This is a genomic window from Kitasatospora sp. cg17-2, assembly GCF_054031055.1.
The window spans coordinates 6065581-6081412 of record NZ_CM132923.1 but is presented as its reverse complement, the minus strand read 5'-3'; the positions used below and the strand labels follow the sequence as shown (position 1 = coordinate 6081412).

11 protein-coding genes are annotated in these 15832 nt (G+C 71.7%); 9 read left to right on the top strand and 2 right to left on the bottom strand.

Annotated elements, in window-relative coordinates:
- Positions 1-52 precede the first annotated feature (52 nt).
- The 5 genes from ACW14Y_RS25680 to ACW14Y_RS25660 all read left to right on the top strand — a co-directional run bounded on the left by ACW14Y_RS25680 (position 53) and on the right by ACW14Y_RS25660 (position 8635).
- The gene (locus ACW14Y_RS25680) at positions 53-3823 is read left to right on the top strand and encodes a multifunctional oxoglutarate decarboxylase/oxoglutarate dehydrogenase thiamine pyrophosphate-binding subunit/dihydrolipoyllysine-residue succinyltransferase subunit (protein ID WP_380436521.1); all 3771 of its coding nucleotides are present in this window, start codon (positions 53-55) and stop codon (positions 3821-3823) included.
- A 296-nt stretch (positions 3824-4119) separates the two neighbouring features.
- Complete coding sequence (locus ACW14Y_RS25675) at positions 4120-6183, top strand: serine/threonine-protein kinase (protein WP_402723479.1); 2064 nt, start codon at positions 4120-4122, stop codon at positions 6181-6183.
- Positions 6184-6231: 48 nt separating this feature from the next.
- Positions 6232-6411, top strand: coding sequence for a DUF6104 family protein (locus tag ACW14Y_RS25670; RefSeq protein WP_030392846.1), 180 nt, complete (start codon positions 6232-6234; stop codon positions 6409-6411).
- Positions 6412-6609: 198 nt separating this feature from the next.
- The gene (locus ACW14Y_RS25665; RefSeq protein ID WP_380311899.1) at positions 6610-7539 is read left to right on the top strand and encodes a DUF4097 family beta strand repeat-containing protein; all 930 of its coding nucleotides are present in this window, start codon (positions 6610-6612) and stop codon (positions 7537-7539) included.
- Between the two features lies 1 nt (position 7540).
- Positions 7541-8635, top strand: coding sequence for a PadR family transcriptional regulator (locus tag ACW14Y_RS25660; RefSeq protein ID WP_456983612.1), 1095 nt, complete (start codon positions 7541-7543; stop codon positions 8633-8635).
- Between the two features lie 163 nt (positions 8636-8798).
- Here the strand turns inward: ACW14Y_RS25660 and ACW14Y_RS25655 are convergent, their stop codons facing one another.
- Both ACW14Y_RS25655 and ACW14Y_RS25650 read right to left on the bottom strand, forming a co-directional pair.
- Positions 8799-9761, bottom strand: coding sequence for a zinc-binding dehydrogenase (locus ACW14Y_RS25655; protein ID WP_266271426.1), 963 nt, complete (start codon positions 9759-9761; stop codon positions 8799-8801).
- Between the two features lie 95 nt (positions 9762-9856).
- Positions 9857-11053: an NAD(P)-dependent malic enzyme gene (locus ACW14Y_RS25650; RefSeq protein WP_266271425.1), complete on the bottom strand. Its 1197-nt coding sequence runs from the start codon at positions 11051-11053 to the stop codon at positions 9857-9859.
- Positions 11054-11676: 623 nt separating this feature from the next.
- Between ACW14Y_RS25650 and ACW14Y_RS25645 the strand changes: the two genes are divergently transcribed.
- The 4 genes from ACW14Y_RS25645 (at position 11677) to ACW14Y_RS25630 (ending at position 15809) form a co-directional block, all read left to right on the top strand.
- Complete coding sequence (locus ACW14Y_RS25645; protein ID WP_380384165.1) at positions 11677-12600, top strand: ABC transporter substrate-binding protein; 924 nt, start codon at positions 11677-11679, stop codon at positions 12598-12600.
- A gap of 455 nt (positions 12601-13055) precedes the next feature.
- Positions 13056-13991 (top strand): ABC transporter substrate-binding protein, encoded by a 936-nt coding sequence (locus ACW14Y_RS25640; RefSeq protein ID WP_030392852.1) that lies wholly within the window; start codon positions 13056-13058, stop codon positions 13989-13991.
- A gap of 97 nt (positions 13992-14088) precedes the next feature.
- The gene (locus ACW14Y_RS25635; protein ID WP_375915220.1) at positions 14089-15000 is read left to right on the top strand and encodes an amino acid ABC transporter permease; all 912 of its coding nucleotides are present in this window, start codon (positions 14089-14091) and stop codon (positions 14998-15000) included.
- The gene (locus ACW14Y_RS25630) at positions 14997-15809 is read left to right on the top strand and encodes an amino acid ABC transporter ATP-binding protein (RefSeq protein ID WP_380308265.1); all 813 of its coding nucleotides are present in this window, start codon (positions 14997-14999) and stop codon (positions 15807-15809) included. Before ACW14Y_RS25635 ends, ACW14Y_RS25630 begins: the two co-directional genes overlap by 4 nt.
- Positions 15810-15832 lie beyond the last annotated feature (23 nt).

Genomic DNA, 15832 nt, shown 5'->3' with positions numbered 1-15832 from the left:
ATCCCCGCTGTCCAAACATCCCAAAAGGAAGCGGAAGAGGGCGGTTGCCGCCGTGTCGCCACAGTCCCCTGAACACCCCAACAGCTCGGCTAGCTCCACTGGCTTCGGCCCCAATGAGTGGCTCGTCGACGAGATCTACCAGCAGTACCTCCAGGACCCGAACTCGGTCGACCGAGCCTGGTGGGACTTTTTCGCCGACTACAAGCCCGGTACCGAGGTGACCCCAGTGACCCAGGCCGCGACCCAGGTCGGCGTGACGCCGACCCCCGCCGCCGCCCCCGCGCCCGCCGCCGCTCCGGCCGTCCAGGCCCCCGCCGCCCCGGCCGCCCCCGCGCCGGTGCAGCAGGCCCCGACGGCTCCCGCGGCCCCCGTGGCGCCCGCGCCGCTCGCCGCCGCCCCGGCAGCGCCCCCGGCGCCCAAGGCCGCCGCCCCGGCGCCCGCGCCGGCCCCCGCGAGCGCGGGCCCCGAGCTGGTGCAGCTCCGCGGGCCGGCCAAGGCCGTCGCCACCAACATGGACGCCTCGCTGGAGGTGCCGACCGCCACCTCGGTCCGCGCCGTCCCGGCCAAGCTGCTGATCGACAACCGCATTGTCATCAACAACCACCTGCAGCGCGCCCGCGGTGGCAAGGTCTCCTTCACCCACCTGATCGGTTACGCCCTGGTCCAGGCCGTCAAGGCCTCCCCGGGCATGAACCACAGCTACAAGGTGGAGGACGGCAAGTCCTACCTGGTCAAGCCCGAGCACGTGAACCTCGGCCTGGCCATCGACCTGGTCAAGCCGAACGGCGACCGCCAGCTCGTCGTCGCGGCCATCAAGAAGGCCGAGACCCTCGACTTCTTCGGCTTCTGGCAGGCCTACGAGGACATCGTCCGCCGGGCCCGCGCCAACAAGCTGACCATGGACGACTTCACCGGCGTCACGGTCTCGCTGACCAACCCCGGCGGCATCGGCACCGTGCACTCCGTGCCGCGCCTGATGCAGAACCAGGGCACCATCGTCGGTGTCGGCGCCATGGAGTACCCGGCCGAGTTCCAGGGCTCCGCCCCGGAGACCCTGGCCCGCCTCGGCGTCTCCAAGATCATGACGCTGACCTCGACCTACGACCACCGCGTCATCCAGGGCGCGGCGTCGGGCGAGTTCCTGCGCACGATCCACCAGCTGCTGCTGGGGCAGAACGGCTTCTACGACGAGATCTTCGAGTCCCTCCGGATCCCGTACGAGCCGGTCCGCTGGGCCACCGACGTCGCCACCACGCACGACGACGAGGTCAACAAGACCGCCCGCGTCATCGAGCTGATCCACTCCTACCGGGTCCGCGGCCACCTCATGGCCGACACCGACCCGCTGGAGTACAAGCAGCGCAAGCACCCCGACCTGGACGTCACCACCCACGGCCTCACCCTGTGGGACCTGGAGCGCGAGTTCGCGGTCGGCGGCTTCGGCGGCCAGCGGATGATGAAGCTCCGCGACATCCTCGGCCTGCTGCGCAACACGTACTGCCGCACGGTCGGCATCGAGTACATGCACATCCAGGACCCGAAGCAGCGCAAGTGGCTGCAGGAGCGCCTGGAGAAGCCGTACACCAAGCCGGAGCGCGAGGAGCAGCTGCGCATACTGCGCCGGCTGAACTCGGCCGAGGCCTTCGAGACCTTCCTGCAGACCAAGTACGTCGGGCAGAAGCGTTTCTCGCTGGAGGGCGGCGAGTCCCTCATCCCGCTGCTGGACGCCACCATCGACTCGGCGGCCGAGCACCGCCTGGACGAGGCCGTCATCGGCATGGCCCACCGCGGCCGCCTCAACGTGCTGGCCAACATCGTCGGCAAGCCGTACGGCAAGATCTTCGGCGAGTTCGAGGGCAACCTCGACCCGAAGTCGATGCACGGCTCCGGCGACGTGAAGTACCACCTCGGCTCCGAGGGCACCTTCACCGGCCTGGACGGCGAGACCATCAAGGTCTCGCTGGCCGCGAACCCCTCCCACCTGGAGGCCGTGGACCCGGTCGTCGAGGGCATCGCCCGCGCCAAGCAGGACATCCTGGACCAGGGCGGCACCACCTTCCCGGTGCTGCCGATCCAGATCCACGGCGACGCGGCCTTCGCCGGCCAGGGCGTCGTCGCGGAGACCCTGAACATGTCGCAGCTGCGCGGCTACCGCACCGGCGGCACCGTGCACGTCGTGGTGAACAACCAGGTCGGCTTCACCGCCGCCCCGGCCTCCAGCCGCTCCTCGATGTACTGCACCGACGTGGCCCGCATGATCGAGGCCCCGATCTTCCACGTGAACGGCGACGACCCGGAGGCCGTGGTCCGCGTCGCGCGGCTCGCCTTCGAGTTCCGCCAGGAGTTCCACAAGGATGTCGTGATCGACCTCATCTGCTACCGCCGCCGCGGTCACAACGAGGCCGACAACCCGTCGTTCACCCAGCCGCTGATGTACGACCTGATCGACAAGAAGCGCTCGGTGCGCAAGCTGTACACCGAGGGCCTGATCGGTCGCGGCGACATCACCATGGAAGAGGCGGAGCAGGCGCTCCAGGACTTCCAGGGCCAGCTGGAGAAGGTGTTCGCCGAGGTCCGCGACGCCGCCCAGGCCCCGGCCGCCGCCACCAGCGGCAAGCCGGTCGCCGACTTCCCGGTCACCATCCGGACCGGCATCTCCGAGGAGATGGTCAAGCGGATCGCCGCCTCGCAGGTCAACCTGCCGGACTGGCTGACCGTCCACCCGCGACTGCTGCCGCAGCTGCAGCGCCGCGCCGGCTCGGTCGAGGACAACACCATCGACTGGGCGATGGGCGAGACCCTCGCCATCGGCTCGCTGCTCATGGAGGGCCACCCGGTCCGCCTGGCCGGCCAGGACAGCCGCCGCGGCACCTTCGGCCAGCGGCACGCCGTCCTGATCGACCGGGCCACCGGCGAGGACTACACCCCGCTGCAGTACCTCACCGAGGACCAGGCCCGCTACACCGTGTACGACAGCCTGCTGTCCGAGTACGCGGCGATGGGCTTCGAGTACGGCTACTCGCTGACCCGCCCGAACGCGCTGGTCATGTGGGAGGCGCAGTTCGGCGACTTCGTCAACGGCGCGCAGACCGTGGTGGACGAGTACATCGCCTCCGCCGAGCAGAAGTGGGGCCAGCACTCGGGCGTCACCCTGCTGCTGCCGCACGGCTACGAGGGCCAGGGCCCGGACCACTCGTCCGCCCGCCCGGAGCGCTTCCTCCAGCTGTGCGCGCAGAACAACATGACGGTCGCCATGCCGACGCTGCCGTCGAACTACTTCCACCTGCTGCGCTGGCAGGCGCACAACCCGCACCACAAGCCGCTCGTCGTCTTCACCCCGAAGTCGATGCTGCGTCTGAAGGCCGCGGCGAGTGCCACGGAGGAGTTCCTGTCCGGCTCGTTCCGCCCGGTCATCGGCGACACCACCGTCGACCCGGCGAACGTCCGCAAGGTCGTCATCACGGCCGGCAAGTTCTACTACGACGTGGAGGCGGCCCGCACCGAGCGCGGCGTCACCGACACGGCGATCGTCCGGGTCGAGCGGCTCTACCCGCTGCCGGTGGCCGAGCTCCAGGAGGAGCTGGCCAAGTACGGCAACGACGTCCAGTTCGTCTGGGCGCAGGAGGAACCGGCCAACCAGGGTGCCTGGCCGTTCATCGCGATGAACCTGGTCGACCACCTGCAGGTCGTCATCGGCCGCAGCGCCGACGGCCCGCGGCTGCGCCGCGTCGCCCGCACGGCCTCCTCGGCCCCCGCGGTCGGTTCGGCCAAGCGTCACGGCGCCGAGCAGCAGGCGCTGCTGGAGGAGATCTTCACGATCTGACGCACCGGCTCCCACCGGTCGTCGCGCGCGAGCACGGCAACGGCCCCCCGCCTCCCTGGATCCCAGGGGAGCGGGGGCCGCCGTCGTTCCCCGGCCCGGCCCGGACCGGCCCCGGCGGACCGCGGCCGCGCCGTGTGCGAAGGTCCCAGCTCTGCAACCAATGCGGTACCGACCTGCGCGAGCAGCTGACGGGTCGATAGGTTAAGCGTCGCCGGACCGTCGGCCGGGGGCCCGTCGTCGCGCCCACCGGCGGAGCCCGGTGGACCTCACCGCTCTCCCAGGGGGATCAGAACCGCATGACCGCCGACACGCCACGGGACACCGCCGACACGCCTCTCCCGCCGGTCTTCCAGCCGCTGCTCCCCGACGACCCCAGGGAGGTGGGCGGCTACCGGCTGTTCGCCCGGCTCGGGGCCGGCGGCATGGGCCGCGTCTACCTCTCCTACACGCCCGGCGGTCGGCCGGTGGCGCTCAAGGTGGTCCGCCCGGAGTTCGCCGAGGACGGCGAGTTCCGCCGCCGGTTCGCCCAGGAGGTCTCCAACGCCCAGCGCATCCACGGCCTCTACACCGCCCAGGTGATCGACTCCGGCGGTCTGGACTCGGACGCGCCGTGGCTGGTCACCGCCTACGTCCCCGGGCCCTCGCTGCAGCAGGTGGTCCGCGAGAACGGCGCGCTGCCGGTGCGCACCGTGCTGCTGCTGATGGGCGGCATCGCCGAGGCACTGCAGGCCATCCACAGCGTCGAGGTGGTCCACCGCGACCTCAAGCCGGCCAATGTGCTGGTGGCCGGCGACGGCCCGCGGGTGATCGACTTCGGCATCGCCCGGGCCGCCGACGCCACCGCCCTGACCGGCACCGGCTACCGGATCGGCTCGCCCGCCTTCATGTCCCCGGAGCAGGCCCAGGGCCGCCCGGTCACCCCGGCGACCGACGTGTTCGCGCTCGGCGCGCTGGCCGCGTACGTGGCCACCGGCAGCGCGCCGTTCGGCGACGGCCCGGACACCGCCGTGCTCTACCGGGTGGTGCACGAGCAGCCCGACCTGGACGCCGTGCCGGCCGACCTGCGCGAGCTGGTCCTGCGCTGCCTCGCGAAGTCCCCGGAGGACCGGCCCCGGCCGGCCGAGATCATCGACCTCGCCCGCAACCACCCGAGCGTCGGCGGCCAGCTGCGCTTCGCCGACGACTGGCTGCCCCGGCAGGTCAACACCGAGATCACCCGCCGCTCGGACCTGCCGAAGACGCCGCCCACCCCGCTGCCCGCCGCGCCCCCGCTGCCCTCGGGTCCGCCGACCGGGTCGTCCCCGCTCACTCCGCCGGTGGCCCCGCCGCCGCCGGCCGGGGCCCCCGCCACCCACGCGGCCACCGCGCCGTCCTTCGGCCCGCCGCCGCCCGGCTTCGGCCCCGCCCGGCCCGACACCCCGCCGCCCGGCTTCGTCCCGCCGCCGCTGGGCGCGTACGGCGCCGCGCAGCCGACCGGCGAGGCCCCCACCGGCCCGCTGCTCGGCGCCCCGCCCACCGTCCCGCTGCGGCCGGAGCCGCCGTCCTACGACACCCCGCCGCCCGGCCCGGTGGTCACCGACAGCCCGGCGCCCGCGCCCGAGCAGGCCCGCAGCAGGGGCGGGGTCTCCTGGAAGGTCCTGCTGACCGTCGCCCTGGTGATGGCGGTCGGCGGCACGGCCGGCGGGGTCGCGCTGATGGCCAAGTTCAACAAGGACGACAACAAGAACAACTCCGCCCACCAGTCGAGCGCGGGCTCGGGGAGCTCCCAGCCGGCCGCGCCGCCGGCGGGCAGCGCCTCGGCGGCCGCGACCACCCCCGCGGCCGTCCCCTCGGCCGCCCCCACCTCGCCCACGACCACGTCCTCCGGCTCCTCCGTCGGGGCGGTGACCGCGCCCCCGTCGGCCTCGTCCGGTCCCGGCGTGACCGCGCCGGCCCGGCCGACCGGCTACTCCCCGCTGCTGGCGCAGAAGCCGCTGTCCATCCCCGGCACCGACGCGTACTACGACTCCTACCGGATCGACCTGGACGCGGGGACGGTGGTGCCGCGCGGCACCGACCTCAAGTGGGGCCTGGGCCTGAACGCCACCGGCAGCAGCAGCAAGGCCAACTCCTTCGTCACCGCGGGCGACAACAAGTCGGACTTCGCGGTGATCACCGAGTCCACCGTGACCCCCGACCAGTGCGCCGTCGCGATCGACTCCCGGCCGGACACCGACCTGTCCTTCAACCGGGTCTCGCCGGGCCGCCTGCTCTGCATCCGGGACCGGATCACCCGCAACATCGCCGTCGCGGTGGTCGAGGTCGCGGACGTCACCACCGGCGCGGTCAAGCTCACCGTGAGCACCTGGCGCGCCAGCTGACCCGGTCTATCCTGACCAGGTCGAATCCCCACCGGACCGGAGCGAACCGTGTATTTCACCGACCGAGGCATCGAGGAGCTGGCGAGCCGCCGCGGCGACGAGGAGGTCACCTTCGAGTGGCTGGCCGAGCGCCTGCGCGAGTTCGTCGACCTCAACCCGGACTTCGAGGTCCCGGTCGAGCGGCTGGCCACCTGGCTGGCCAGGCTCGACGACGAGGACGACGAGTGACCTGGTGAAACGGTCGTCGTGAGGGCCCGGAGGCAACCGCCTCCGGGCCCTCTCGTGTGCTCCCCGTAGGGGCACGTCTCGGGGTCCGCTCCGGGTCGGCCTCGGGGTCGGACTCCCTTGACTTCGCCGTCACGCGATATATCGTCTTTGGAAGAGGACGCGATACATCGCGAGTCACGGCAACGGGAGGCGGCAGAGATGAGCCAGTGGACGGTCGAGGGACCCGACAGGATCACCATCGAGGAGACGGTCCGGACGCTCCAGGTGCGGACCATCGACGGCACGGTCAACGTGGTCGCCGCCGAGGGCCCCGCCCGGCTGGAGGTCACCGAGCTCAAGGGCGAGCCGCTGCACGTCACCCTGGTCGACGGCGTCCTCACCGTCACCTACAAGGACCTCAGCAGCTGGAACGAGTTCGGCGACGTGCTCAAGTCGGTCGAGTCGGTGAAGGGCTTCTTCTCCTCCTTCAAGCGCAAGCGGACGGCCGCCGTCACCGTGACCGTCCCGGCCGGGACCGAGGTCAAGGTCGGCACCGTCTCCGCCACGACGACGGTCTCCGGCTTCAACGAGCACGTCTCGACGCAGACCGCCAACGCCGACATCACCCTGGTCGGCCTGACCGGGCGGACCGACGCCAACACCGTCACGGGCGACGTGGACGCCCAGTCGGTGGCCGGGCAGCTGCGGCTGAACACCGTCTCCGGCCGGCTGACCGTGCTCGCCGGCACCGCCGAGAAGGTGAGCGCCAACGCCGTCACCGGCGCGGTCACCCTGGACCTCGCGGCCGCCGCCGCCGCGCAGATCAAGGTCAACACGGTCAGCGGCGCGGTCGGCGTCCGGCTGCCCCCGCTGACCGGCACCAAGGTCGAGGCCGGCACCACCAGCGGCGACCTCTCCTCCGGCTTCGAGGAGCTCACCGTCACCGGTAACTGGGGCACCAAGCGCCTCTCCGGCCAGCTCGGCGACGGCAGCGGCAGCCTCTCGGTCACCACCGTCTCCGGCGCGGTCACCGTGCTCCAGCGGCCGGAGGCCGAGGACGACACCCGGGCCGCCCGGGAGCTGCCCGCCCCCGACCTCACCAAGTCCGACGCCCCCGGCACCGGCCCCGACCTCACCAAGGAGGCCTGACATGACCCCCGTCTTCGGCCACGGTCGGCTCCGGCTCTACCTGCTCAAGCTGCTCGACGAGGCCCCGCGCCACGGCTACGAGGTCATCCGCCTGCTGGAGGAGCGCTTCCAGGGCCTGTACGCGCCCTCGGCCGGCACCGTCTACCCGCGGCTCGCCAAGCTGGAGCAGGAGGGGCTGGTCGCCCACAGCACCGAGGGCGGTCGCAAGGTCTACCGGCTCACCGACGCCGGGCGGGCCGAACTCGCCACCCGGCAGGGCGAGCTGGACGCGCTGGAGCTGGAGATCCACGACTCGGTGACCCAGCTCGCCGGGGCGATCCGCGAGGACGTCCGGGACAGCGCGAAGGACCTGCGCGAGCAGCTCTGGGGCGCGGCGGCCGAGCAGGCCGGGCGCGGCACCCCGGACGCCGGGGAGCAGGGCCGGGAGAACACCGGGAACCCGTGGGCCGGGCCGTGGGGGGACCAGGCCGCCTGGCAGCGCGCCAAGGAGGAGTTCGCGGCCTTCAAGCGGCAGGCCAAGGAGCAGGCGAAGCGCGCCAAGGAGCAGGAGAAGGCCGCCAAGGCCAAGGCGAAGGCCGCCGAGGAGGAGGCCCGCCGGCTGCGCGAGCAGTCCCGGGCGGCCCGGACCGCGGCCCAGCAGGAGGCGCTGCGGCTCAAGCGCCGGGTGGAGCAGCAGGTCCGCGAGCACGCGGCGCGCGGCGACTGGTCGACCGGGCTGGCCGAGGGGCTCTCCGAGCTGACCAAGGGCCTGGCCGGGCTGGCCGACGCGGCCCGCTGGGGACAGCCCGGGGAGTCGAAGGAGGACCCGGCCGCCGAGCGGGTCACCGTCACCCGGATCGACCTGGACAAGAACGACCTGGACGGCAGCGATCCGGACGGGCCGGCCGACGCCGTTCCGACCGAGCTGCCCGGGTGGACCGCGGTCGACCCGGCCGGAGACCCGGCCCGGGAGCTGGAGCGGCTGCTCGACCGCTTCCGCGACCAGGTCCGCGACGCGGCCAGGGACGGCGGGGTGACCCCGGCCCGGCTGGCCGAGGCCCGCGCCGTGCTCGGCACCGCCGGCGAGCGGCTGAAGCGGCTGCTCGACCGCTCCTGACCGACCCGTCCGGCAACCGGCGCCCGGCTCCCCGCACAGGGAGCCGGGCGCCGGCGCGTCACGGGGTCACCGGCGTCACGGCGTCACGGCGTCACGGCGTCACGGCGTCACGGCGTCACGGCGTCACGGCGTCACGGCGTCACGGCGTCACGGCGTCACGGCGTCACGGCGTCAGGACGAGCTTGCCGAACACCTCGCCCTTGGCCAGCCGGGCGAGCGCGTCCGGCGCCCCCTCCAGCGGCAGCACCGAGTCGATCACCGGCCGGACCCCGGTGGTGGCGCAGAACGACAGCAGCCCCGCCAGCTCCTCCTTGGTCCCCATGGTCGAGCCGACCACCCGCAGCTCCAGGAAGAAGATCCGGTTCAGTTCGGCGGCCGCCGGGCTGGGGCCCGAGGTGGCCCCGGAGATGACGATCGTGCCGCCCGGGCGCAGCGACTTCACCGAGTGCGACCAGGTCGCGGCGCCGACCGTCTCCATCACCGCGTCCACCCGCTCGGGCAGCCTGGCCCCGCTCGGGAACGCCGCGTCGGCGCCGAGCTCCACCGCCCGGTCCCGCTTGGCCCCGTCCCGGCCGGTGACCCAGACCCGCAGGCCGGCCGCCTTGCCGAGGACCACCAGCGCGGTCGACACCCCGCCGCCGGCGCCCTGCACCAGCACGGTGTCGCCGGGCTTCACCCCGGCGTTGGTGAACAGCATCCGGTAGGCCGTCAGCCAGGCCGTGGGCAGGCAGGCGGCCTCCTCGAAGGAGAGCCCGGCGGGCTTGGGCAGCAGGTTCCAGGTCGGGACGGCCACCTGCTGGGCGAAGGTGCCCTGGTAGCGCTCGGTCAGGATCGAGCGCGGCTCGTCCGGGCCGACCCCGTGCCCGCTCTGGCCGATCACGGAGTGCAGGACCACCTCGTTGCCGTGCTCGTCGATGCCGGCGGCGTCGCAGCCGAGGATCATCGGCAGCTTCTCGGCGGGCAGCCCGACCCCGCGCAGCGACCAGAGGTCGTGGTGGTTCAGGCTGGCGGCCCGGACCGTGACCACGCTCCAGCCCGGTCGGGCCACGGGTTCGGGGCGTTCGCCCAACTCCAGCCCGCTCAGCGGGTCGTCGGCGTCGATTCGTGCGGCGTAGGCAGCAAACATGCACCGGACGATAGCCAGTACGCCCCCGGGCCCGGAACAACGCGTGAGTGTGACGCGTGTCCCGGGCCCGGGCGGGGTTCCGGTACGGGTACCGGCTAGCGGCGGGCGACGCCCTCGGCCCGGGCGGCCTCGGCGACGGCCTTGGTGACGGCCGGGGCGACCCGCTCGTCGAACGGCGAGGGGATGACCTTCTGCGGGGTCAGCTCGTCGGCCACGACGCCGGCCAGCGCCTTGGCGGCGGCCAGCTTCATGCCCTCGGTGATCCGGGTGGCCCGGACCTGCAGCGCGCCGGCGAAGATGCCCGGGAACGCCAGCACGTTGTTGATCTGGTTCGGGAAGTCGCTGCGGCCGGTGGCCACCACGGCGGCGTACTTGTGCGCGACCTCGGGGTGGATCTCCGGGTTCGGGTTGGCCATGGCGAAGACGAACGCGCCCTCGGCCATGGTCGCGACGACCTCCTCCGGCACGGTGCCGCCGGAGACGCCGATGAAGACGTCGGCGCCGGCCATCGCGTCGGCCAGGGTGCCCTTGAGGCCGGTCCGGTTGGACAGGCCGGCGATCTCCGCCTTGACGTCGGTCAGGTCCTCGCGGCCCTGGTGCACCACGCCCTTGCGGTCGCACACGGCCACGTCGCCGATACCGGCCGCCAGCAGCATCTTGGCGATGGCGATGCCGGCCGCGCCGGCGCCGGAGATGACGGCGCGCAGCGAGCCGATCTCGCGACCGGTCACCTTGGCCGCGTTCCAGAGCGCGGCGGTGGTGACGATCGCGGTGCCGTGCTGGTCGTCGTGGAAGATCGGGATGTCGAGGGCCTCCTGGAGCCGGCGCTCGATCTCGAAGCAGCGCGGGGCGGAGATGTCCTCCAGGTTGACGCCGCCGAAGGACGGGGCCAGCCGGACCACGGTCTCGACGATCTCGTCCACGTCGGTGCAGGCGAGCGCGATCGGCACGGCGTCCACGCCACCGAACTGCTTGAAGAGGATCGCCTTGCCCTCCATGACGGGCAGCGAGGCCTCGGGGCCGATGTCGCCGAGGCCCAGCACGGCGGTGCCGTCGGTGACCACGGCGACCGTGTTGGCCTTCCAGGTGTAGTCGTTCACGAGCTCGGGCTGCTCGGCGATGGCCGTGCAGACGCGGGCGACGCCGGGGGTGTAGGCGAGGGACAGGTCGTCCGCGTCGCGCACCGGCACGGTCGCCCTGACCTCCATCTTGCCGCCGCGGTGGAGCGCGAACACGGCGTCGACCGGATCGTCGGTGTCCTGAGTACTGCTGTGGATGATCTCCGCTGCCACGATGACCTCTTCGTCATTGATCGAGCGAGGACACCCGGCCGACGGGACGGACGACCCGGCCGTTCCCGGCATCCGGTGACCGGCGGCCGGTCAGCGGAACCCGGGAACGCCGAAGCACCCCCGGGGGACGGCTGGGTCGGGGCGCCGCCGTCGGACGAGCGCCTCGAAATGAGGGTTTATGGAGTTGTCCGCGTGTGGTCCGCGCTGTGCTTCCGGGCCGAGCGTAGGTCGGACGAGGGCATCGCACCCATGCCTTTTCGTCCAAGTCACATGGTTGTCGTACGCCTCACGGCCACCTGTGGGCACCAGGAACCATGAGAACCGGACCCCGGCCGCGGCAATGGCGCACACGTACGCACACCCGCGGGAGTGAACACGGACACGGTATGGAGGCCGGTGCCGCCGGATACGGAGTCGACGTTCTGGACTTCCGTTCCTGTGCACCCCGGGCCTGTTTGCGGCCCGGCGGTCCGGTTCGAGCGTCGGGGGTCACCCGGTACCGAATTCTGACACACCCGCCCACGGGCGCGGCAGGTCGGGATGGGAGGATCCGTTGTTCCGCCATCTCGCGTCCACCTCCGGGATGCCGCGGCGCCTCCCCCTCCCTCCCTCAGGAGCAACCGATGCACCACCGTGCCCTGTCCCCCCGCCGGGCCCCCGCCGCGCTCGCCCTCGCCACCACCGGAACCCTTCTGCTGACCGGCTGCGGAGGCGACAAGACCGTCGCCGAGGATCCGCTCCAGCAGCTCCGGGCGAAGGTCCCGAGCGCCCAGCAGTCGGGCAAGGTGCTGCGGATCGGGATGGACGTCAACTACCCGCCGGTGGAGTTCCGGGGCACCGACGGCAAGCCCGACGGCCTGGACCCGGACATCGCCGCGGCCCTCGGCCGGATCCTGGACCTGCGGATCGAGTACGTCGACACCCCCTTCGACAAGCTCATACCGAATCTCCACCACAAGCAGTACGACGTCGCGATGTCCGCGCTCAGCGACATCCGCCAGCGCCGGGACGGCGTGGACGAGGCGGGCAAGTCGACCGGCCTCGCGGTGGACTTCGTGGACTACTTCATCGCCGGCACCTCGATCGTGGTGCCGAAGGGCAACCCCAAGGGCATCCACAGCCTGGACGACCTCTGCGGCCGGACCGTCGCCGTGCAGAGCGGCACCACCCAGGACGAGATCGTCGCCCGCCAGGTGACCGCCTGCACCCGCGCCAACAAGCCGCTCACCGTCCACAAGTTCGACAGCGACGCCAAGGCCCTGGCCGAGGTCGCCGGCGGCGCGGCGCAGGCGGGCCTGAACGACTTCCCGGTGGCCGCCTACGCGGCGAAGAACACCGACGGCGGCAGCCGCTTCGAGGTGACCGGCGCGCAGTCCCGGTCCAACCCGTACGGGATCGCGCTGCGCAAGGAGGACACCGAGCTGCGCGACGTCCTGGCCAAGGCGATCGACCAGCTGATCCGCAGCGGCGAGTACGACAAGATCCTCACCAAGTGGAACGTCGCCGCCGGCGCGGCCCAGAACGCGGTGGTCAACGGAGGCATCTGAGCCGGGTCCGGACGGGGGGCCGGACCGGGGGCCCGGCGGGGGTCCGGGCCGGGATCCGGGCCGCCGCGGGGCGGGCGCACGATCGGGCGAGTGCGCGGCCGGGCCTCCGGGCGGACCGCAGGGAGATCTGCATACTTATACGCAGGGTGACAGGGACACGGTATTAGTCCGAATAGCGGACGGCACGGCCCCCCGTTATCCGATTTTGATCTGAATGAGGGCCACCCGAGCGTCATCAGATGGCAGGATTCCCCCCATCTCGGATCGAGCCGACCACTGGTCGAGGCGGTTCGGTCAACGCCCACCTCGGCGGACGGTGGCGGAGAGCAGTACCCGGCACCACCCCTGCGTGTGTTCTCGCTGCCCCGGCCGTACAGCGCCGTACGGCCGCTGCTCCGGCGCGTCGCTCCCCCGTGGCACGCCCGTCCGACCTCTCCCTCAGGAGGAGATCCCCCATGATCGCCCGTACCCAGCGCACCCGCCTCCTCGCCTCAGCGGCGGTGCTCGCGTCCGCGTCGCTCGTGCTGACCGCCTGCGGCAGCAGCAAGTCCTCCTCCAGCGGCGGCAGCAGTGCGGCCAACCCCAGCGTCAGCGTCGCCGCCGTGTCCGCCGACCCCGCGCTCGCCGGGCTCGTCCCCGCCGACATCAAGTCCTCCGGCAAGCTGATCGTCGCCGCCGACGCCTCCTACGCGCCCAACGAGTTCAAGGACGACAAGGGCAACATCGTCGGCCTCGACGTCGACCTGGCCGACGCGATCGCCAAGAAGCTCGGCCTGACCGCCGACGTGCAGAACGCCGACTTCACCTCGATCATCCCGGGCATCACGGCGAAGAAGTACCAGCTCGGCATGAGCTCCTTCACCGACACCAAGGAGCGCGAGCAGACCGTCGACATGGTCACCTACTTCACCGCGGGCAGCGCCATCGCGGTCAAGAAGGGCAACCCGGACAAGATCGACCCCAAGGACCTCTGCGGCAAGAAGGTCGCCGTCCAGACCGGCACCACCCAGGCCCAGGAGATCACCGACGTCCGCAACCCGGAGTGCACCAAGGCGGGCAAGCCGACCATCCCCAACGACGGTGACAAGTTCACCCTCCAGACCGACGTCACCACCGCGCTGGTCTCCGGCCGCGACCAGGTGATGATGGCCGACTCCCCGGTCGTCGACTACGCGATCAAGCAGACCAACGGCCAGCTGGAGAAGCTCGGCGGGACCTACGACAGCGCGCCCTACGGCGTCGTCGTCGACAAGGGCTCCCCGCTCTCCCCCGCCGTCCAGGGCGCCGTCCAGTCGCTGATCGCCGACGGCACCTACAAGCAGATCCTGGCGAAGTGGGGCGTCGAGGCCGGCGCGATCGACAAGTCCGAGATCAACGCCGCCAAGAGCTGATCCTCCGCACCACCACACCCCCTGAGGCCCCAAGGTGAAATCTTCCGAGCAGGGGGCGGTGAAATCGGGACGGCCTGAGACCATCAAGGCCGTCCCGGTGCGCCACCCCGGACGCTGGGCCGGAGCAGTAGTCATCGTCGTTCTCGCGGCGATGCTGCTCCACGCCCTCATCTTCAACCCCGCGTTCCAGTGGGACGTCGTCAGAGACACGCTCACCAACGAGCAGATCATCCACGGAATCTGGGTGACGCTCGAACTGACCGCCCTGTCCATGCTGATGGGCGTGGTCGGCGGCGTGCTCCTCGCGATCATGCGGCTCTCGCCGAACCCCCTGCTGTCGGGGACGGCCTGGTTCTACATCTGGATCTTCCGCGGCACCCCCGTGCTGGTGCAGCTGGTGTTCTGGAACTTCCTGGGCGCCCTGTGGCCGAACCTGTCGATCGGCATCCCGTTCGGACCCGAGTTCTGGTCCGAGTCGACCAACACCCTGATCCCGACCTTCACCGCCGCCCTGCTGGGCCTCGGCCTCAACGAGGCCGCGTACATGGCGGAGATCGTCCGCGGCGGCATCCAGTCCGTCGACGAGGGCCAGACCGAGGCCGCCCACGCGCTCGGCATGAGCCGCTCGGCCACGCTGCGCCGGATCGTGCTCCCGCAGGCGATGCGGGTGATCATCCCGCCGACCGGCAACGAGACCATCTCGATGCTCAAGACCACCTCGCTGGTCCAGGTCATCTCGCTGGCCGAGCTGTTCACGGCCGGCCACGACATCTACTCGCGGACCTTCCAGACCATCCCGGTCCTGGTCGCGGTCAGCATCTACTACCTGCTCATGACCTCGATCCTCACCGTGGGGCAGTACTACATCGAGCGGCACTACGCTCGAGGTGCGAACCGGACCCTGCCGCCCACGCCGATCCAGCGGCTGCGGCTGCTGTTCGGCGGCAGGCCCACCCCGAAGGCCAAGAACGACGTGGTCCCCGGACTCGAGGGAGGTGGCCACGCATGACCGACCTGACCAAGACCCCCGCCGACGAACCGGGTGGCGGCCCGGGCGGCGGCCCGATGGTGAAGTCCGAGGGCGTCCGCAAGTCCTACGGCCTGGTCGAGGTGCTCAAGGGCATCGACCTGGAGGTCAAGCAGAGCGAGGTGTTCTGCCTGGTCGGCCCGTCCGGCTCCGGCAAGTCCACCTTCCTGCGCTGCATCAACCACCTGGAGAAGATCAACGGCGGCCGCCTCTGGGTGGACGGCGAGATGGTCGGCTACCGGCAGCGGGGCGACAAGCTCTACGAGCTCAAGGACCGCGAGGTCGCGCTCAAGCGGCGGGACATCGGCATGGTGTTCCAGCGCTTCAACCTCTTCCCGCACATGACCGCGGTGGAGAACGTGATGGAGGCGCCGGTCCAGGTCAAGCGAGAGTCCAGGTCCGAGGCCAGGGAACGCTCGATGGCCCTGCTGGAGCGGGTCGGCCTGGCCGACAAGAGCGGGAACTACCCCTCCCAGCTCTCCGGCGGCCAGCAGCAGCGGGTGGCGATCGCCCGGGCGCTCGCGATGAAGCCCAAGCTGATGCTCTTCGACGAGCCGACCTCGGCGCTCGACCCCGAGCTGGTCGGCGAGGTCCTCGACGTCATGCGCGGGCTCGCCGAGGAGGGCATGACCATGATCGTGGTCACCCACGAGATGGGCTTCGCCCGCGAGGTCGGCGACGCGCTGGTGTTCATGGACGGCGGTGTGGTGGTCGAGTCCGGCAGCCCCCGCGAGGTCCTCGGCAACCCGCAGCACGAGCGGACCCGCGCCTTCCTCTCCAAGGTGCTCTGACCCGGGGTGCTCTGAGCGCACCC

Bases quoted from the DNA above. Each gene is read 5' to 3' on its own strand.
- ACW14Y_RS25660 (WP_456983612.1), top strand. From the start codon at position 7,541: ATGACCCCCGTCTTCGGCCACGGTCGGCTCCGGCTCTACCTGCTCAAG.
- ACW14Y_RS25675 (WP_402723479.1), top strand. From the start codon at position 4,120: ATGACCGCCGACACGCCACGGGACACCGCCGACACGCCTCTCCCGCCG.
- ACW14Y_RS25665 (WP_380311899.1), top strand. From the start codon at position 6,610: ATGAGCCAGTGGACGGTCGAGGGACCCGACAGGATCACCATCGAGGAG.
- ACW14Y_RS25655 (WP_266271426.1), bottom strand. From the start codon at position 9,761: ATGTTTGCTGCCTACGCCGCACGAATCGACGCCGACGACCCGCTGAGC.
- ACW14Y_RS25645 (WP_380384165.1), top strand. From the start codon at position 11,677: ATGCACCACCGTGCCCTGTCCCCCCGCCGGGCCCCCGCCGCGCTCGCC.
- ACW14Y_RS25640 (WP_030392852.1), top strand. From the start codon at position 13,056: ATGATCGCCCGTACCCAGCGCACCCGCCTCCTCGCCTCAGCGGCGGTG.
- ACW14Y_RS25630 (WP_380308265.1), top strand. From the start codon at position 14,997: ATGACCGACCTGACCAAGACCCCCGCCGACGAACCGGGTGGCGGCCCG.